13 protein-coding genes, 1 pseudogene and 1 riboswitch are annotated in these 18519 nt (G+C 68.8%); of the genes and pseudogenes, 12 read left to right on the top strand and 2 right to left on the bottom strand.

Going from position 1 to position 18519, the window contains the following annotated elements; genetic code table 11:
• Positions 1-29: 29 nt before the first annotated feature.
• The 4 genes and pseudogenes from carA to gmk all read left to right on the top strand — a co-directional run bounded on the left by carA (position 30) and on the right by gmk (position 6391).
• Positions 30-1220 carry a glutamine-hydrolyzing carbamoyl-phosphate synthase small subunit gene (gene carA, locus G1C96_RS02800; RefSeq protein WP_335341907.1) on the top strand — a complete coding sequence of 397 codons (1191 nt, stop codon included), beginning with the start codon at positions 30-32 and terminating at the stop codon, positions 1218-1220.
• A gap of 1 nt (position 1221) precedes the next feature.
• Positions 1222-4605: a carbamoyl-phosphate synthase large subunit gene (gene carB, locus G1C96_RS02795; protein ID WP_169275099.1), complete on the top strand. Its 3384-nt coding sequence runs from the start codon at positions 1222-1224 to the stop codon at positions 4603-4605.
• Positions 4606-4628: 23 nt separating this feature from the next.
• Positions 4629-5516: pseudogene (gene pyrF, locus G1C96_RS02790) on the top strand (orotidine-5'-phosphate decarboxylase); the annotation flags it as partial.
• A gap of 263 nt (positions 5517-5779) precedes the next feature.
• Positions 5780-6391, top strand: coding sequence for a guanylate kinase (gmk, locus tag G1C96_RS02785; RefSeq protein ID WP_169275098.1), 612 nt, complete (start codon positions 5780-5782; stop codon positions 6389-6391).
• 298 nt (positions 6392-6689) lie between these two features.
• Here gmk and ilvD read toward each other — a convergent pair whose 3' ends face one another.
• Positions 6690-8555 (bottom strand): dihydroxy-acid dehydratase, encoded by a 1866-nt coding sequence (ilvD, locus tag G1C96_RS02780; RefSeq protein WP_169275097.1) that lies wholly within the window; start codon positions 8553-8555, stop codon positions 6690-6692.
• A 168-nt stretch (positions 8556-8723) separates the two neighbouring features.
• Between ilvD and rpoZ the strand changes: the two genes are divergently transcribed.
• From rpoZ to G1C96_RS02750, 6 genes are all read left to right on the top strand, one after another.
• Positions 8724-9008 (top strand): DNA-directed RNA polymerase subunit omega, encoded by a 285-nt coding sequence (rpoZ, locus tag G1C96_RS02775; protein ID WP_169275096.1) that lies wholly within the window; start codon positions 8724-8726, stop codon positions 9006-9008.
• A gap of 203 nt (positions 9009-9211) precedes the next feature.
• A riboswitch (SAM riboswitch) is annotated at positions 9212-9274 on the top strand.
• Positions 9270-10490, top strand: a complete 1221-nt coding sequence (metK, locus tag G1C96_RS02770; RefSeq protein WP_169275095.1) for a methionine adenosyltransferase — start codon at positions 9270-9272, stop codon at positions 10488-10490. It overlaps the preceding riboswitch by 5 nt.
• A gap of 91 nt (positions 10491-10581) precedes the next feature.
• The gene (locus G1C96_RS02765; protein ID WP_169275094.1) at positions 10582-12795 is read left to right on the top strand and encodes a primosomal protein N' family DNA-binding protein; all 2214 of its coding nucleotides are present in this window, start codon (positions 10582-10584) and stop codon (positions 12793-12795) included.
• 225 nt (positions 12796-13020) lie between these two features.
• Positions 13021-13728, top strand: a complete 708-nt coding sequence (locus G1C96_RS02760; protein WP_169275093.1) for an HAD family hydrolase — start codon at positions 13021-13023, stop codon at positions 13726-13728.
• A gap of 82 nt (positions 13729-13810) precedes the next feature.
• Positions 13811-14788 (top strand): methionyl-tRNA formyltransferase, encoded by a 978-nt coding sequence (gene fmt / locus G1C96_RS02755; RefSeq protein ID WP_169275092.1) that lies wholly within the window; start codon positions 13811-13813, stop codon positions 14786-14788.
• 16 nt (positions 14789-14804) lie between these two features.
• Positions 14805-15341 (top strand): DUF5680 domain-containing protein, encoded by a 537-nt coding sequence (locus G1C96_RS02750; RefSeq protein WP_169275091.1) that lies wholly within the window; start codon positions 14805-14807, stop codon positions 15339-15341.
• A 50-nt stretch (positions 15342-15391) separates the two neighbouring features.
• Here the strand turns inward: G1C96_RS02750 and serB are convergent, their stop codons facing one another.
• Positions 15392-16084, bottom strand: coding sequence for a phosphoserine phosphatase SerB (gene serB / locus G1C96_RS02745; protein ID WP_169275090.1), 693 nt, complete (start codon positions 16082-16084; stop codon positions 15392-15394).
• A 37-nt stretch (positions 16085-16121) separates the two neighbouring features.
• Here serB and G1C96_RS02740 point away from each other — a divergent pair, with 37 nt between their 5' ends.
• Positions 16122-16799 (top strand): DedA family protein, encoded by a 678-nt coding sequence (locus tag G1C96_RS02740; protein WP_417852159.1) that lies wholly within the window; start codon positions 16122-16124, stop codon positions 16797-16799.
• A 49-nt stretch (positions 16800-16848) separates the two neighbouring features.
• Entirely contained in the window at positions 16849-18435 is a 1587-nt protein-coding gene (gene arc, locus G1C96_RS02735) for a proteasome ATPase (protein WP_169275088.1), read from the top strand.
• The last annotated feature ends 84 nt before the right edge of the window (positions 18436-18519 follow it).

Genomic DNA, 18519 nt, shown 5'->3' with positions numbered 1-18519 from the left:
GAGAATATCCTGAATACAAGGGGGTTGTGGTGAACCTGAGCTTTTCCCCGGAAGACGCCGTCCTCGTGCTCGAGGACGGTCAGGTCTATGTCGGCGAGCCCTACGGCGCGTCGGGATCGACCACTGGAGAGATCGTGTTCGCGACCGGCATGACCGGATACCAGGAGACGCTGACCGATCCGAGCTACGATCGCCAGATCGTCGTTCAGACGTTCCCGCACATCGGCGACACCGGCGTCAATCATGAGGATCCCGAGTCGGGCCGCATCTGGGTCGCCGGCTACGTGGTGCGCGATCCCAGCCCGATCGTGAGCAACTGGCGCGCCGACGGCAGCCTGGACGACGATCTGGCCGGGGATGGCATCGTCGGCATCAGCGGCATCGACACGCGCAAGCTCGTGCGCCACCTGCGCTCCGCGGGCGTGATGCGCGCCGGCATCTTCTCCGGGGACGCGCTGCTCGCCGAGGACGGCGGCGTGAAGTCCGTCGACGCGCTGCTCGATCAGGTCAAGGCCACGCCGCAGATGCAGGGATTGAGCCTGTACGACGAGGTCAGCACCAAGGAGACCTACACGGTCGAGCCGTGCGGCGAGTTCGAAGGCAGGGAGCCGCTGTTCACCGTCGCCGCCGTGGACCTCGGCATCAAGGGCATGACCCCGCACCGCATGGCCGAGCGCGGCGTGCGCGTGCACGTCGTGCCGTCCACCACCACGTTCGAGCAGATCGAGGCGCTCAACCCCGACGGCGTGTTCTTCTCCAACGGCCCCGGCGACCCGGGCGAAGCCGACCAGATCGTTGCCCTGCTGCGCCAGGTGCTCGACGCCGGCTACCCGTTCTTCGGCATCTGCTTCGGCAACCAGATCCTCGGCCGCGCGCTCGGATTCGGCACGTACAAGCTCAAGTTCGGCCACCGCGGCATCAACCAGCCGGTCATGGACCTGACCACCGGCAAGGTGGAGGTCACCGCGCACAACCACGGCTTCGCCGTCGACGCGCCCAAGGGCGAGCCGGTGGACGCGCCGTACGAGAACGGCAAGTACGGCAAGGTCCGAGTCAGCCACATCGATCTCAACGACGACGTGGTCGAAGGCCTGCAGTGCCTCGACATCCCCGCGTTCTCCGTGCAGTACCACCCTGAGGCGGCCGCCGGCCCGCACGACGCCGCCTATCTGTTCGATCGTTTCGTCGAGCTGATGAAGAGCTCCAAGGAAGGTAAGTGACATGCCCAAGCGCACAGACATCAAGTCCGTGATGGTCATCGGCTCCGGCCCGATCGTCATCGGTCAGGCCGCCGAGTTCGACTACTCCGGCACCCAGGCCTGCCGCGTGCTGCGCGAGGAGGGCATCCGCGTCATCCTCGTGAACTCCAACCCGGCCACCATCATGACCGATCCGGAGATGGCCGACGCCACCTACATCGAGCCGATCGCCACGCCGATCCTCGAGCAGATCATCGCCAAGGAGCGCCCCGACGCGCTGCTGCCCACGCTGGGCGGCCAGACGGCCCTCAACGCCGCCATGGCGCTCGGCGAGGCCGGCGTGCTCAAGAAGTACGGCGTCGAGCTCATCGGCGCCTCGCTGGACGCCATCGACCGCGGCGAGGACCGCGAGCTGTTCAAGAAGGTCGTCGAGCAGGCCGGCGCCGAATCCGCGCGCAGCGACATCGCGCACTCCATCGAGGAGGTCGACCGCATCGCGGAGCGCTTCGGCTACCCGCTGGTCGTGCGCCCGAGCTTCACCATGGGCGGCCTCGGCTCCGGCATCGCGCACAACGAGGAGGAGCTGCACCGCATCGCCGGCGCCGGCATCCACTACTCGCCCACGGACGAGGTGCTCATCGAGGAGGGCATCGAGGGCTGGAAGGAATTCGAGCTCGAGCTCATGCGCGACCGCAACGACAACGTCGTGGTCGTCTGCCCGATCGAGAACGTCGACCCGGTCGGTGTGCACACCGGCGACTCCATCACCGTGGCGCCGTGCTTCACGCTCACCGACCGCGAGTACCAGAAGCTGCGCGACATCGGCATCGCCATCATCCGCGGCGTGGGCGTGGACACCGGCGGCTGCAACATCCAGTTCGCCGTGCACCCCGAGACCGGCCGCATCATCGTCATCGAGATGAACCCGCGCGTCTCCCGCTCGTCCGCCCTCGCCTCCAAGGCCACCGGCTTCCCGATCGCCAAGATCGCCACGAAGCTGGCCCTCGGCTACACGCTCGACGAGATCCGCAACGACATCACGCAGTCCACGCCGGCCTCGTTCGAGCCGACCATCGACTACGTGGTCACCAAGGTGCCGCGCTTCGCGTTCGAGAAGTTCCCCGGCGCGGACCCGACCCTGACCACGTCCATGAAGTCCGTGGGCGAGGCCATGGCGCTCGGCGGCAACTTCCAGGAGTCGCTCGGCAAGGCCATGCGCTCCATCGACAAGCGCCACATGGGCTTCAGCTGGGACGGCGAGAAGCCGGACCAGGCCGAGGTGGAGGAGCTGCTCAGGGCCATCCACACGCCCACTGAGCACCGCTACCTGCAGATCCAGCGCGCCATGTGGGGCGGCGCCACGCCGAAGCAGATCTTCGACGCCACGAAGATCGACCCGTGGTTCATCGAGCAGCTGCGTCGCATCAACGAGACCGCGCTGCAGGTGCAGGCCGCCGAGACCCTCACCCCGAAGCTGCTGAAGAAGGCCAAGCTCGCAGGTCTGTCCGATCTGCAGATCGCCCACCTGCGCCACCTCGGCGACGAGGGCGAGAACACCGTGCGCGAGCTGCGCTGGAGCTTTGGCCTGCGTCCGGTCTACAAGACCGTGGACACCTGCGCCGCCGAGTTCGACGCGGTCACGCCGTACTACTACAGCTGCTACGCCGACGAGACCGAGCTGCGCCCGCGCGATCGCGAGGCCGTGATCATCCTCGGCTCCGGCCCGAACCGCATCGGCCAGGGCATCGAGTTCGACTACACGTGCGTGCACGCCGTGCAGGAGCTCGGCAAGGACTACGACACGATCATGGTCAACTGCAACCCCGAGACCGTGTCCACCGACTACGACATGTCCGACCGCCTGTACTTCGAGCCGCTCACGTTCGAGGACGTGCTGGAGATCTACGAGGCCGAGAAGAAGATGGGCCCCGTCAAGGGCGTCATCGTGCAGCTCGGCGGCCAGACCCCGCTCTCGCTCGCTGCGCGACTCAAGGCCGCCGGCGTGCCGATCCTCGGCACCACGCCCGAGTCGATCGACCTTGCGGAGAACCGCGAGCTGTTCGGCGAGGTGCTGGCCCGCGAGCACATGAACGCGCCGCGCTACGGCACCGCCCTGAGCCTCGAGGAGGCCCGCGAGGCCGCGCACAACATCGGCTACCCGGTGCTCGTGCGTCCGAGCTACGTGCTCGGCGGCCGCGGCATGGAGATTGTGTACGACGACGCGCAGCTGACCAAGTACGTCAACCGCGCGCTCGACGAGGCCAAGGCCGACACGGTCGTCTCCGGCAGGCTCCCCAGCCCGCTGCTCATCGACAAGTTCCTGCAGGACGCCATCGAGATCGACGTCGACGCCCTGTTCGACGGCGAGGAGCTGTACATCGGCGGCATCATGGAGCACATCGAGGAGGCCGGCGTCCACTCCGGCGACGCCGCCTGCACGCTGCCCCCGTGCACGCTGTCCGACGACCAGATCCGCCGCCTCAGGGAGGGCACGTACGCCATCGCCAAGGGCTGCGGCGTCAAGGGCCTGATCAACGTCCAGTACGCATTCATGGCCAACACGCTGTACGTCATCGAGGCCAACCCGCGCGCCTCCCGCACCGTGCCGTTCGCCTCCAAGGCGACCGGCGTGCCGCTGGCCAAGGCCGCCGCGCGCATCATGGCGGGGGAGACCATCGCCGACCAGCGCGCCAACGGCCTGCTGCTGCCCAAGGGCGACGGCGGCATCATCCGCCCCGGCCAGCAGGTGGCCGTCAAGGAGTCCGTGCTGCCGTTCAAGCGCTTCCGCACGCCGGTGGGCAAGACCGTCGACATCCTCCTCGGACCCGAGATGCGCTCGACCGGCGAGGTCATGGGCTTCGACCGCGACTTCCCGCACGCGTTCGCCAAGAGCCAGCTCGCCGCGTACGACGGCGGTCTGCCGACCAAGGGCAACGTGTTCATCTCGGTGAACGACGCCGACAAGAAGCAGCTGCCGCTCATGGCCGTGCGCCTCGTGGAGCTCGGATTCACGATCTGGGCCACCGAGGGCACCGCCTCCGTGCTCAGCCGCTACGGCATCGAATCGAAGATCGTGGACAAGATCAGCACCCGCGTCGACTCCGACCCGGAGGCTCCGGTCAAGATCCAGCACGCCAAGGGCTCGGTGGGCAAGAACGTCGTCCAGCTCATCGAGGAGGGCAAGATCGACATGATCCTCAACACGCCCAACTCCCGCGGCTCCCGCTCGGACGGCTACTCCATCCGCGCGGCCGCCATCGCGGCCGACCTGCCCCAGTTCACGACGATGACCGAATTCTCCGCCGTGCTGCTGGCTATCGAGGCCGTGCGCCATAATGACTATCAGATCCTGAGCATTCAGGAGCATTCCAAGCAGCTCTTCGAGCTAGAAAGCCGGGACTTCTGATGGACATGAGCGGTGGGAACCAGATGGATGTGCAGAGGTCGGACTTCGGCCTGAGGCTCAAGACGTGCATGGACAAGTACGGTCCGCTGTGCGTCGGCATCGATCCCCACCGCAAGATCCTCACCGACTGGGGATACAACGTGGACGCGGAGGGAGCCGAGCTCTTCTCCATGCGCATGCTGCAGGCGGCCCACGGCCGGGCCGCCGCGGTCAAGTTCCAGACGCCCATGTTCGAGCGCTACGGATCCAAGGGATTCGCGGCGCTCGAGCGCGTCCTCTACGCGGCGCGCCAGATGGGCATCATCACCATCGTGGACTGCCTACACGGCGGACTGTCCACCACCATCTCGGCCATCGCCGACGCCTACTTCAAGCCGGGCGCCCCGCTGCTGGCCGACGCCATCACGCTGCTGCCGTACTACGGCGCGCGGTCCCTGTCCGGCCTCATCGACGAAGCGCTCGACAACGGGCGCGGCGTGTTCATCGCCTCCCTCACCTCCAACGAGGAGGGCGCCAGCCTGCAGACCGCCATCCGCCAGAGCGGCGACTACAAGGGCAGGACCGTCGCCTACGGCATCGCCAGCACCGCGCAGAAGCACAACGAGGGCATCGAGGGCATGGGATCCGTGGGCCTCATCATCGGCGCCACCATCGGCCAGTGGATCAGCGACTCCGGCGTGGACCCGGCGCAGTTCACCGGACCGATCCTCTCCCCGGGCTACGGCTGGCAGGGCGCCGAGGCCAAGGACCTCAAGACCGTGTTCAAGGGCACCAAGGGCAACGTGCTCGTCACCGTGTCCCGCTTCATCGCCGCGCACGGGCCGGACATCGCCATGCTCTCCCAGGCCACCGAGTCGATCGCGCTCGACGTGCGTCAGGCGCTGCTCGAGGCCACCGAGGAACCGTCCGACGAGACTCCCTCGGGCATCGTGTCCATGCCCAAGAAGGCCACGGAGACCGCCACGCCGCTCACCTTCGCGGCCACCGGCGAATCCGCCGCCGCATCCTCCGGCGCGGCCGACGCCGTCCCCGACGTGGACGACCCGACCGAATCCGCCCCGCAGACCGACGAATCGGCGTCCGTCCCCGCCCCCGCCGTCCGTTCTTCCTTCGATCCATCCAAGACCACGGGGGATTCCGCCCCCGCCGCCGCATCCTCCAAGGAGCCTCGCCAGTGACCTCGCCCGTCCAGTCATCCGCATCCCCGTCCGGCCGCCTGCTCGTCCTCTCCGGTCCCACCGCCGTCGGCAAGGGCACCGTCGAGGCCGCGCTGCGCGCCGCGCACCCCGAGGTCTGGGTGTCCGTCTCCGCCACCACCCGCGCCCCGCGCCCCGGCGAGATCAACGGCGTCAACTACTGGTTCATGACCGACGACGAGTTCCTCGCCAAGGAGCGCGCGGGGGAGTTCCTCGAGACCGCCGTCGTCCACGGCATGGCGCACTACGGCACCCCGCTCGCCCCCGTCCAGGAGCACCTCGCCGCCGGCGTCCCCACCATCCTCGAGATCGACCTCCAGGGCGCCCGCCGCGTCCGCCAGCGCGCCGCCGAGCTCGGCCTCGAGGTCCTCTTCGTCTTCATCGCCCCGCCCAGCTTCGACGAGCTCAGGCGCCGCCTCATCGGACGCGGCACCGAAACCCCCGAGCAGCAGGCCCGCCGCCTCGAAACCGCCAAGGTCGAACTCGCCGCCGAATCCGAATTCGACGTCACCATCGTCAACGCCACGGTCGACGAGGCGGCGGAGGAGCTGTGGCGCCTCATCGCGCAGGAGTACGGCATCGCGGAATAACGGAGCGCCATCTGCGCTGAGCCGTTAAGCGGGAAGCCCGGTGGGCTTCCCGTAGGCGAGGGGAGCGGCCGCGAAGGCCGCGACGGCTGCGCGTCAGCGCAGCGCCTCAGTCGACGTACCTTCGTACGTCTTCCTTCGGTACGCCTTGATGTCGCACGCGTTATTCCGCGAGACCCGGATGTCCGTCGGGAGAGAGCACGAATCCGGCTAAGGATGTTCCGGTGCCGATATGGGAATGCCCCGCATCGTAGGATGCGGGGCATTCCCTCGTATGGGGACAGTGCGTCCGAAACGCGGATCAGGCGAGGCCGGAGAGACGGTTGATCAGCTCCGGATCTCGCGTAGCGCCCTTGTCCGCGGAGCGGGCGAACGCGGCGTAGGCCTTGAGGGCCTGCGACACCTTGCGGTCGCGGTGCGCCACGTAGCCGTCGCCGGCCTCGAGCTCGGCGCGGCGCTCGGCGAGCTGCTCGTCCGTGAGCTCCACGTTCACGGTGCGCGCCTCGATGTCGATGCTGATGATGTCGCCGTTCTTGATGAGCGCGATCGGACCCTTGTTGGCGGCCTCGGGCGCGATGTGGCCGATGGCCAGGCCGGAGGAGCCGCCGGAGTAGCGGCCGTCGGTGAGCATGGCCACCTGCTTGCCGATGCCCTTGCCCTTGACGAACGACGTCGGGTAAAGCATCTCCTGCATGCCGGGGCCGCCCTTCGGACCCTCGTAGCGGATGACGAGCGCCATGCCGGGCTTGAGCGTGTCGTCGAGGATGACCTTGATGGCCTCCTCCTGCGACTCCACCACGAGCGCCGGGCCGCGGAACTTCCAGATCTCCTGCGGCACGCCGGCGGTCTTCACCACGCAGCCGTCGGGCGCGAGGTTGCCGCGCAGCACGGCGAGGCCGCCCTCGTGGATCTCCGGGTGGTCGATGTCGTGGATGGCGCCGTTGACGCGGTCCGTGTCGAGCGAGTCGAACAGGGTCTCATGCGTCCACGGATCGGGGGAGATGATGTGGCCGGGGGCCGCATGGTACATGGTCTTGGCCTCCTCGGTGCAGGTGGGGCGCATGATGTCCCACGCGTCCAGCTTCGCCTCGAGGCTCGGGTAGTCGATGGAGTGCACGTCGCGGTGCAGCTTGCCGGCGCGGTCGAGCTCACCGAGGATGCCGGTGATGCCGCCGGCGCGATGCACGTCGGAGATCTCCCACTTGCCGGACGGGCTGGCCTTGCAGATGCACGGCACGGTGTGGCTGATGCGCTCGATGTCGTCCAGCGTGAAGTCCACGTCGGCGCTCTGCGCCATGGCGAGGATGTGCAGCACGGTGTTCGTGGAGCCGCCCATGGCCACGTCCATGGTCATGGCGTTCTCGAACGCGTGCTTGGTGGCGATGGAGCGCGGCAGCACGGAGTCGTCGGAGTCGCGGTAGTACTGGTTCGCGATCTTCACGACCTGCTGCGCGGCGCGCACGAACAGGTCCTTGCGGTACTTGTGCGAGGCGAGGATGGTGCCGTTGCCGGGCAGGGCCAGACCGATCGCCTCGGTGAGGCAGTTCATCGAGTTGGCGGTGAACATGCCGGCGCAGGAGCCGCACGTCGGGCACACGGTCTTCTCGTAGTTGAGCAGATCCTCCTCGGAGACGTTGTCGTCGGCGGAGGCGTACATCACGGAGATGAGGTCGGTGTTCTTCTTGACGGTGCCGTCCGCCAGCACCGTGGTGCCGGCCTCCATCGGGCCGCCGGAGACGAACACGGTCGGGATGTTGAGGCGCAGCGCCGCCATGAGCATGCCGGGGACGACCTTGTCGCAGTTCGGAATGCAGATCAGGGCGTCGGCGCAGTGCGCGTTGCACTGGTACTCGACCGTGTCGGCGATGATGTCGCGGCTCGGCAGCGAGTACAGCATGCCGGTGTGGCCCATGGCGATGCCGTCGTCGACGGCCATGGTGTTGAACTCGCGGGGGATGCCGCCGGCCTCCTTGATAGCCTCGGACACGATGCGTCCCACCTTGTTGAGGTGGACGTGGCCGGGCAGGAACTCGTCGAAGGAGTTCGCGATGGCGATGATGGGCTTCTTGCCCATGTCGTCGCCGCTGACGCCAGCGGCACGATACAGGGCGCGCGCGCCTGCGAAGACGCGGCCGGACATGAGTTTTGCAGATCGCATTTCGGTCATACGACCATTCAAGTCCTTGCAAGGGACAGCGGTTTTGTCAAGACTCACAATGTGGAATTCACGAGGATGTTACTTTCGGGGATCTGCGCGGGACTTCGTCGCCGTCCCCGTGTGAGGCTATACTTGCCTCGATTGAGACAAATCGTCCATTGTCTGGAGATAACGCATATGGCTTTCGGTACCGAACCCACCCCGTCCGGTCTGGCGAACCCGCCCATCGACGATCTGATGGAGCACGCCGACTCCAAGTACGCGCTCGCGATCTTCGCCGCCAAGCGCGCGCGTCAGATCAACTCCTATTTCACCCAGCTCAACGAGGGCCTGCTGCAGAACGTCGGCCCGCTCGTCGAGTACCAGAACCAGGAGAAGCCGCTGTCCATCGCGTTCCGCGAGATCAACGACGGCCTGCTCGAGGAGACGCTCGGCGAGGACGACGTCAACGAGGGCAACTGATCCTTCGATCCTCCCGATTCCCGTGCGACGGATGCGTGACGTCCGTCGCATTTGCGCCGACACGCTTGCCGTCGGCCGGAGTCTCGGGTAGAACTGGTCACCGGTGGCGAACGTAACGTCCTTAGGCTCGCGCCGACCGCGGAAGCGGTCTGGCACGGGCCTTTTTCGTAGGCGGACGCGGCCGCAACAACAGAAGAAAAAACCGTATCATTGTGCCTCGCGCGTCCTCGCGCGGGGCGATAAGTCCGAAAGAGGGATGATATGACACAGGAGCGCAAGCTCATCAGCGCCGAGTCCGTGACCGAGGGGCATCCGGACAAGGTCTGCGATCTGATTTCTGATTCCATCCTTGACGACCTGCTGGCGCAGGACCCGCAGTCGCACGTGGCGGTGGAGACCTCCGCGGCGACCGGCGTGTTCCTCGTCTTCGGCGAGGTCACGTCCTCCGGCTACTGCGACGTGCAGTCCAAGGTGCGCGAAGTGCTGCACGAGATCGGCTACACCAGCTCCCAGGTGGGGCTCGACGCCGATTCCTGCGGCGTCATGGTGGCCATCACCGGCCAGAGCGCCGAGATCAACCAGGGCGTCGCCCGCCTCGACGCCGCCGAGGAGTCCAAGGCCACGCGCGAGGAGCGCTACGAGGCCCAGGGCGCCGGCGACCAGGGCGTCATGTTCGGCTACGCCACCGACGAGACCAAGGCGCTCATGCCGCTGCCGATCCATCTGGCACACAAGCTCGCCTACCGTCTCGCCCAGGTGCGCAAGCAGGGCATCGTGCCGCATCTGCGCCCGGACGGCAAGACCCAAGTCACCATCGAATACGACGAGAACGACCGTCCGCTGCGCGTCGACACCGTGCTCATCTCCACGCAGCACGATCCCGAAGCGACCCACGAGTGGCTTGAGGCGCAGCTGAAGGAGCACGTCATCGACCCGGTCCTGAACGAGGAGCTGGGCGACGACGTCAGGCACGACGACTACCGTCAGCTCGTCAACCCCACCGGCTCGTTCATCCTCGGCGGTCCGGCCGCCGACGCGGGCCTGACCGGCCGCAAGATCATCGTCGACACGTACGGCGGCGCCGCGCACCACGGCGGCGGCGCGTTCTCCGGCAAGGATCCGAGCAAGGTGGATCGCTCCGCCGCGTACGCGACCCGCTGGGTGGCCAAGAACATCGTCGCCGCCGGCCTCGCGCACAAGGTCGAGGTGCAGGTGGCCTACGCCATCGGCGTCGCCGACCCGGTGAGCGTCAACGTGGAGACCTACGGCACGGAGGAGGGCGTCACCCGCGCCCAGATCGCCGCGGCAGTGCGCAAGGTGTTCGACCTGCGCCCCGCCGCCATCATCGACGAGCTGGACCTCAAGCGCCCGATCTACAAGAAGACCGCCGCATACGGCCACTTCGGCCGCGACGACGCCGACTTCACGTGGGAGCGCACCGACAAGGTGGACGAGCTCAAGGCCGCCATCGCGTCCCTGTGAGCCGCCGGACGGCACGTTCCGCCTATTCGGACCTTCGGCCCCGTGTCCGCATTGCGCGGCACGGGGCCGTCCCGTCACTAAGATGACCCCTATGACCACACAGGACGCCGAACAGCTGACGCTCGACGGGCTCGCCCCGCGACGACGCCGTCGCGCGCCCGCGCAGCGGCGTCCGGCCGCCGTCGATCCGATCGCGCAGGTGGTGCTCGACGTGCAGGCCACCCATCTGGGGCGCACGTTCGACTATCTCGTGCAGGACAGGGACGACGAGGCCGCACGCCCCGGCGTGCAGGTGCGCGTGCGGTTCGGCGGGCAGCGGCTCACCGGCGTCATCTGGAATCGCACGGCGACGAGCCCCACGCCGTCCTCGTCGCTGCGGTACCTCGAACGGGTGCTCAGCCCGGTCGAGGTGGTGGGCGAGGAGATGCGCGGGGACATCGAAGCCGTGGCCGACTGGTACGGCGGCACGCGAGCCAACATCCTGCGGGTCGCGGTGCCCGCGCGCGTGGCCCGCGTGGAGCGGGAGCAGGAGCTGGCCGCGGGCGGCGAGGGCTTCGCCGGGTCCGCCGCGGAACGACTCATGGGAGTCGTGAACGCGCTGGGGGAGCGCGAATGGAAGCGCGTCGCCGCATGTTACGACCGTTCTTCGGAATGGCGGGACGCCCTGACGGGCCGCGGGTTCGCCGAAGTGGTGGCCGACGCGCTGCCCGGTCCGCTGGTCTGGGCGCGCGACGCGGCGTGGATGATCGCCGAGGCGATGGGGGCCGGCAGGTCCGCGGTGACCGTGCTGCCGGACATGCGCCGCGTCGAGGATCTCGCCGAGGTGCTCGAGGAGGCGGGTCTGCGCCGGTTCGCGCCGTCCGCGGCGCAGCACGGCGGCTGGATCGGCGACTTCGTGGTGCTCGGCGCGGCGCTGCCGCCCGCCGAACGCTACCGCGCCTATCTCGCCGTGGCCGCCGGACAGGTGCGCTGCGTGATCGGCACCCGCGCCGCGATGTACGCGCCGGTGCGCGGGGCGGCGCTGTTCGCCATCGTGGACGACGTCGCCTACCAGAACGCCGACGGCTTCATGCCGTATGCCCAGGCGCGCGGCGTGCTGCGTCTGCGCGCCCGCCGGCGGGGCGGCGCGTTCGTGGCGCTCGCGCACGCGCGCAGTCCGATCAGCGAGGCGTCCGGCGCGACCAAGGTCCATGCGCTGCCCACGGTCACCAAGGAGTCGCTGCCGTGGGTCCGCTGGCTCAACCGCGAGACGCTCGCCTCGCTCGGGGATCCGACCGCCGGTGCGCGTGTGCCGCACACCGCGGTGCGTGCGCTGTCCGCGGCGCTGCAGGCGGGGCCGGTACTCATGTCCATCCCCGCCGAAGGCGTGGGCGAGACGCTCAGCTGCGCCTCCTGCCACCGGCAGGCACGGTGTCCCAGATGCACCGGTCCGTTGGCGCTGCGCCGCGACGAGGGCGCTCCGCGGTGCATGTGGTGCGGGGCCGCCGCCGTGGGCTGGCATTGCGCGGAATGCGGCAGGGACCGCATGCGTGTGGTGCGCGTGGGCGCCGCCGGCACCGCGGCCGAGCTCGAGGGCCTGTTCCGCGGCGTTCCCGTGGTCGTCTCGTCCCCTCGTCAGCCCGGCGGGGTGGTGGAGTCCGTGGCCGACCGTCCCCAGCTCGTCATCGCCACGCCGGGCGCCGAGCCGCGCGTCAGACCCGTCGGCGGCGGGGGACGGAAGCAGGTCGGCTATCAGGCCGTGGCGATCCTCGACGCGTGGACCAGCCTGTACGCGATGGGCGTGGACGCCCGTACCGACACGCTGACCGCATGGATGCGCGCGGTGGCGCTGTGCCGGCCGCGGACCATGGGCGGGCAGGCGCTGCTGCTGGGGGAGACCGATCCGGTGCTTGCGCAGTCGCTCATGCTGTGGAACGCGCCGATGCTGGCCTCGCGCGAGGTTGCCGAACGTCGGGAGACCGGCCTGCCTCCGGCGGTCGCGGCCGCCTGCGTGTGGGGGCGGCGCGACGCGGTGATGTGGCTGCTGGAGGAGATCGGCGCCCTGACCGGGGACTGGACCGTGCTGGACATGCCGTCCGGCGAGGCGCAGCCCGGCGTGCTGGGGCCGGTGCCGATCGCGCAGCCGGCCACCATCAGCGCGCGCGAGCTGGAGGAGACCGCCGACCGGGTCAAGGCCGTGGTGCGCGTGACGACCGACCGCCGCGCCGAGCTCGCGCTGCGGCTCAGGACCGGCGTCGCGAAGCGCGTCGCCTCGCGCATGCCCGGCGAACTGCGGTTCCAGGTGGATCCCAAGGACCTCATCTAGGAGTCACAAGATTTCGGCAGGCTCATCTTGTGCGTCAGGCCATGTGCGCATGAAACGCGGCTTTCGGCGGAATGACGCCATTGCGGCATTTCGGTTGCGTGCGGGAGTGTGCGGTTCGCGTCGCACAAGATGAGCCTGCCGAAATCTTGTGCGACGGCCGGTCGTCGCGCTGCCGTGATTCGATGAAACCGCAGAGACAATCGGCAGCAGGAAAGGACGTGCATCATGGCAAAGGGATGGCCGGGAGAGCCCGAGATGGCGGCGGACGTGCTGGTCGCGGACGGCAATGCGGCAGCGGCGGCAGGCAAGCCGATCACGGACGTGATCTTCGACTTCGGCAACGTGCTGGTCTACTGGGACCCGGGCAACGCGATGGTGGGCCGCTACTCGCGCGAGAGCATCGACTGGTTCCTCGACGACGCGAACTCCGGCCTGTACTCGGCGTCCGACCTCATGGACGGCGGCGCGAGCTGCGCGGAGGCCGAGGCGTGGGTGCTCGCCAACCGCGGCGAACGCGCGGCCGAGATGATCCGCTACTACGATGCGAACTTCGTGGACTCTCTGGGCGGTGCGGTGCCCGGCGCCCGCAAGCTCATCGAGGACCTCAGGGCCGCCGGCGTGGGCGTGTGGGGCCTGTCGAACTGGTCCGCCGAGCTGTTCCCGATCGCGTGGGAGGGCTACCCGATCCTGCACACGCTCGACGGCAAGGTGGTCTCCGGGCCGATCGGCCTGCGCAAGCCGCACACGGACATCTACGAGTACGCCCTGAAGGAGTTCGGCATCGAGGCGTCCGGCGCGGTGTTCGTGGACGACAAGGCGATGAACATCGTGGGTGCGAATTCGGCCGGCATCCGCGGCGTCAGGTTCACCGACCCGTACAGGCTGCGCGCGCTGCTCATCGATGCGGGCGTGGGCATTCCCGCCGTCAGGTAGGCGTTGCACTGGGCTGTCCGGCAGCGTGGCTGCCGGACAGCCCAGCGGCATGCGCGCGGGGCGCATGCGTTATGGTGGAGGAATGCTGAAGATTCTGTTTGCAGGTTCCCCCGAGGTCGCCGTGCCTTCGCTCAAGGCGCTGGCCGCGGATGCGGAGCATTTCAAAGTCGTCGCCGTGCTCACCCGACCCGACGCCCCCACCGGCCGCGGCCGGCGTCTCGTGGCCAATCCGGTCAAGCGCGCGGCCGTCGAGCTTGGCATTCCGGTCATCGAGTCCGATCCGGCAGCACCCGAGTTCGTTGACGAGCTCAAGAACACCGGCGCCGAGGCGGCCGCCGTGGTCGCCTACGGCAAGATCCTCAGGCAGCGCGTGCTGGACGCGCTGCCGCTCGGCTGGTACAACCTGCACTTCTCGCTGCTGCCGCAGTGGCGCGGCGCGGCTCCCGTGCAGCGCGCGATCTGGGCCGGCGACGAAGTGACCGGCGCGACCGTGTTCCGCATCACCCGCCAGATGGACGCCGGTCCCATCCTCGCCCAGTCCACGGTGGAGATCGGCGCTCACGAGACCAGCGGCGAACTGCTCATGCGGCTGGCCGAGGACGGCTCCCACGTGCTCGCCGCCGCGCTCGAGGCGATGGCCGAGGGCCGCATCGCGCCGGTGGATCAGCAGCCCGGCGCCTTCGAGGTGGCCGCCAAGATCAGCGTGGAGGACGCGCACATCCGCTTTGACGTGCCCGTGTTCGCCGCCGACCGGCAGATCCGCGCCTGCACGCCCAATCCCGGCGCATGGTGCGAACTGTACGCCGAGGGAAAAACGGAGGGCGCCGAGCCGGCCACGCTGCACGTGCTCGAGGCGCGTCCGGTCGTGCCTGCCGAGCAGCCGCATGCGCCTACGGACCTGAAGCCCGGCGAGCTGAAGGCCGGCAAGCGCAACGTGTGGGTGGGCACGGCCACCGATCCGCTGGAGCTGCTGCAGGTCAAGGCGCAGGGCAAGAAGGCCATGCGCGCCGCCGACTGGGCTCGCGGCGCACGCCTGACGGCCGAGGCCCGTCTCGCCTGAGCCCGTCCGCCGCATCATGACCGGTGATGTTCCGCAGGACGGGCTGATCCCGTTCCTAGTTGCGGCGAAACGCGCCACCTACGGCGCCGAGGACGCGGGTGCCGCGGCCGAGGCGGTTCCGGCGCTCGACGGTTCGCGTCAGCTGGAATACCGCGAGGGACCGTGGCTGTATCGTGACGTGTACTTCGGCTCGCGGCGGTTCGCCGGTCAGGAAACCGTTCTATTCGAAGGAGCGCCGGTGTGGTCGATGGTCTATGCCGGCGGCATGGCGGACCCGGGGAAGGAACCAGGGAAGGGCATTGACGATTCCCGGCGTGTCTACGCGTTCCTCCGTCGGGCGCTGCGCCTGTGCGACGCATCGCATCCGTTCCGCGGCCCGGCGCGCTATGAGGCCGACGGCCTCGTTTACGTCAACGATCAGTCCGGTTTCCCGGGACCATGGTGTCCTGAGTCATTCCACGGACGCGAACGCATTCTGACGGCCGATGAGGACGGCGCGCATGGGCGATGCGTATACACGCTGGACTATGCCGGCACCCGTCTGGTGGCGTGAGTGTCCGGCATGATTGATCGCCCGATGTGGGCGGCGTTGATCCGGCGGGCCTAGGACAGGAAGTCGAGCACCTTCGTCAGGTCGCGCTCGTTGATCGCCTCGGGCGCGGCCAGTTGGGTCTTCGGCTTGGCGCAGAACGCGATGCCGAGACCCGCGGCCTGGATCATCGGAATGTCGTTGGCGCCGTCGCCCACGGCCACGGTCTGGTCCATGGGGATGCCGTCGCGCTTCGCCCACTGCTGCAGCGCGTGCAGCTTGACGGTCTTGCACACGATGTCGCCCAGCACCTCGCCGGTGAGCGCGCCGTCGGCCACGCCCAGCCGGTTCGCCAGCCAGTAGTCGATGCGCGCGTCGGCGGCGAGCCGGTCCACCACCTCGTGGAATCCGCCCGAGACCACGCCCACCTTCCAGCCGTGCGCGTGCAGCTCGTCGATCAGCGCGAGCGCGCCGTTCGTGAAATGCAAATGTTCATAGACCGTATCGAATACTGAGACGGGGAGGCCCTTCAGCAGCGCGACGCGGGCGCGCAGCGCATCGCAGAACTCCAGTTCGCCGCGCATCGCGCGCTCGGTCACCTCGGCGATCCGCTCGCCGCAGCCGGCGGCCTCGCCGAGCTCGTCGATGACCTCCTCGTCGATGAGCGTGGAGTCCACGTCCATCACCAGCAGTCCCGGCCGGGACAGCGTCGGCGCGTTCGCCGCGGGCGTAGAGGTTTCAAGGGCTTGCAAAGTTTCGTCGGACATGACCCCGATTGTCGGAAAACCTTGGGACAATGGCCGGATGCATGAAGTTTGCTCCACCGGCACCGGTCTCATCGCCTCCGTCACCGACTGGCTCGTCTGGCTCATGGAACAGGTCGGCGGCCTCGGCGTGGGACTCGCCATCGCCCTCGAATCCATCTTCCCGCCCATTCCCAGCGAGGTGATCCTGCCGCTGGCCGGGTTCAGCGCCTCGCGGGGGCTGTTCCCGCTGGTCTCCGCCATCGTCTGGGCCACGGCCGGCTCCGTGGCCGGCGCATGGGCGCTGTACGGCATCGCGCGGTGGGTGGGCCTGCACCGCATCCAGCGCGCCGCGGACGTGATCCCCGGCGTGAGCAGGCATGACATCGCCAGGGCGGACGGCTGGTTCACCAGGTACGGCACGTGGTCGGTGCTCGTGGGACGCGTGATTCCCGTGGTCCGCTCGCTCATCTCCATTCCCGCTGGCCTCAACGGCATGGGCTTTGCCCGCTTCACCGGATGGACCGCGCTCGGCTCGGCCGTGTGGAACACCGTCCTCATCTCCGTGGGCTACGGGCTCGGCTCGCGGTGGTGCGCCATCCAGGGCGCGCTCGGCGTGTTCGAGGACGTGGTGATCGCCGCCGTGGTCGTGGTCATCGCGGTGTGGATCGGACGCAAAGTGCGTAGTGTGGTCATCGGACGCCGCAACGGCGCCGCGAACGACGGCGACGACGCGTGACGGCGGAACGGATGACGCGAACGGACTATACGAAGGGCGGAACAGGACGATGGGCGACGTCGGCTTCGACGATGCATCCCGCGGTGGATCCCATGCGGACGGCACGACCGTGGACGAGCTTGCCGAGCAGCTGGACCGGCTGCGGGACAAGAACCACGCGCTGGCGCGGGCGCTGACACGCGCCAGCCAGGAGCTCGGCAAGGCCAAGACGCAGCTCGCCCAGCTGGCGCAGCCGCCCAAGACGTTCGCCACGATGGTGCGGGTCGATCAGGTCACCGTGGACGACGACGGCGTGCAGCACGCCAGCGCCGAGGTGATCAACGGCTCCCGGCACATGATCGTGCCGGTGGCCCCCACGGTCAACGCCGCGCGCCTCGCGTGTGGACAGAGCGTGCTGCTCAACGAGAACCTGGTGCTCGTGGAGGCGCGCGAAACCCCCGCGACCGGCCCGGTGCGCGTGGTGGACCAGCCGCTGGACGCCGCGCGGCTCATCGTGCGCGACCAGTCGGGGACGCTGAGCATCGTGCGTCGCTCCTCGGCGCTGACCACCGCGGCCGTGCGCCGCGGCGACCGGGTGACCGTGGACGCCGGCAACCTCATGGCGCTCGAGCTGCTGCCGCCGGAGAACGACGCGGATCTGGTGCTCGAGGAGACGCCGGACGTCACGTTCGACGACATCGGCGGCCTCGCCGAGCAGATCGGACGCATCCGCGACGCCGTGCAGCTGCCGTTCCGCCACCGCGCGCTGTTCCGCCGCTACGACCTGCGCCCGCCCAAGGGCGTGCTGCTGTACGGTCCGCCCGGCAACGGCAAGACCATGATCGCCAAGGCCGTGGCGCACAGCCTGTCGGACGCGGAGCCCGGCGTGGACGGCGTGTTCCTGTCCGTCAAGGGGCCGGAGCTGCTCAACAAGTACGTGGGCGAGTCCGAGCGCCTGATCCGCCTCATCTTCGCCCGCGCCCGCGAGCGCGCCGCGGACGGCCGTCCCGTCATCGTGTTCATCGACGAGATGGACTCGCTGCTGCGCACCCGCGGCACCGGCGTCTCGTCCGACGTGGAGACCACGATCGTGCCGCAGTTCCTCGCCGAGCTCGACGGCGTGGAGAGTCTCGACAACGTCATCGTGATCGGCGCCTCGAACCGCGTGGACATGATCGACCCGGCGGTGCTGCGTCCCGGACGCCTCGACGTGAAGATCCGCATCGACCGGCCGGACGCCGCCCAGGCCGCCTCGATCCTGTGCCACTACGTGACCGAGGACCTGCCGCTCGCCGACGGCCTCGACCGCGCCTCGCTCGTGGATGCCGTGACGCGCGACGTGTTCGCGCGCGAGGAGCGCCGCCACGTGTGCGACGTGCGGCAGGAGAACGGCGACTGGAACGCCGTGTACTTCGCCGACGTGGTCTCCGGCGCCACGCTGAGGAACATCGTCGACCGCGCCAAGACGCGCGCGGTCAAGTCGTCCATCGCCTCCGGCCGGGACGTGGCGCTCGACGCCGCGCTGTTCGCCGACGCGACGGACGAGGAGTTCCGCGAAACCGCCGACGCCGTCTCGAGCACCGACCCGGCGCAGTGGTCGCGCATCACCGGCATCGAGGGCGGGCGCGTCACGCGCATCGTGCCGGTCAGACGGTAACACCGGGACGGCACGGGCCGTCTCGCGGGCGCGAGACGAACGAAGAGGACGAAGAGGACAAGGACATGCGGGACGAAGGCGCAC

Origin of the sequence: Bifidobacterium moraviense, assembly GCF_012932365.1 — a bacterium.
Classification (GTDB): Bacteria; Actinomycetota; Actinomycetes; order Actinomycetales; family Bifidobacteriaceae; genus Bifidobacterium; species Bifidobacterium moraviense.
This window is presented reverse-complemented; position numbering and strand designations above follow the sequence as displayed.

Coding starts and splice junctions, on each gene's coding strand:
- G1C96_RS02765 (WP_169275094.1), top strand. CDS start 10,582: ATGACCACACAGGACGCCGAACAGCTGACGCTCGACGGGCTCGCCCCG.
- rpoZ (WP_169275096.1), top strand. CDS start 8,724: ATGGCTTTCGGTACCGAACCCACCCCGTCCGGTCTGGCGAACCCGCCC.
- metK (WP_169275095.1), top strand. CDS start 9,270: ATGACACAGGAGCGCAAGCTCATCAGCGCCGAGTCCGTGACCGAGGGG.
- G1C96_RS02750 (WP_169275091.1), top strand. CDS start 14,805: ATGACCGGTGATGTTCCGCAGGACGGGCTGATCCCGTTCCTAGTTGCG.
- arc (WP_169275088.1), top strand. CDS start 16,849: ATGGGCGACGTCGGCTTCGACGATGCATCCCGCGGTGGATCCCATGCG.
- carB (WP_169275099.1), top strand. CDS start 1,222: ATGCCCAAGCGCACAGACATCAAGTCCGTGATGGTCATCGGCTCCGGC.
- fmt (WP_169275092.1), top strand. CDS start 13,811: ATGCTGAAGATTCTGTTTGCAGGTTCCCCCGAGGTCGCCGTGCCTTCG.
- ilvD (WP_169275097.1), bottom strand. CDS start 8,555: ATGACCGAAATGCGATCTGCAAAACTCATGTCCGGCCGCGTCTTCGCA.
- G1C96_RS02740 (WP_417852159.1), top strand. CDS start 16,122: ATGCATGAAGTTTGCTCCACCGGCACCGGTCTCATCGCCTCCGTCACC.
- serB (WP_169275090.1), bottom strand. CDS start 16,084: ATGTCCGACGAAACTTTGCAAGCCCTTGAAACCTCTACGCCCGCGGCG.
- G1C96_RS02760 (WP_169275093.1), top strand. CDS start 13,021: ATGGCAAAGGGATGGCCGGGAGAGCCCGAGATGGCGGCGGACGTGCTG.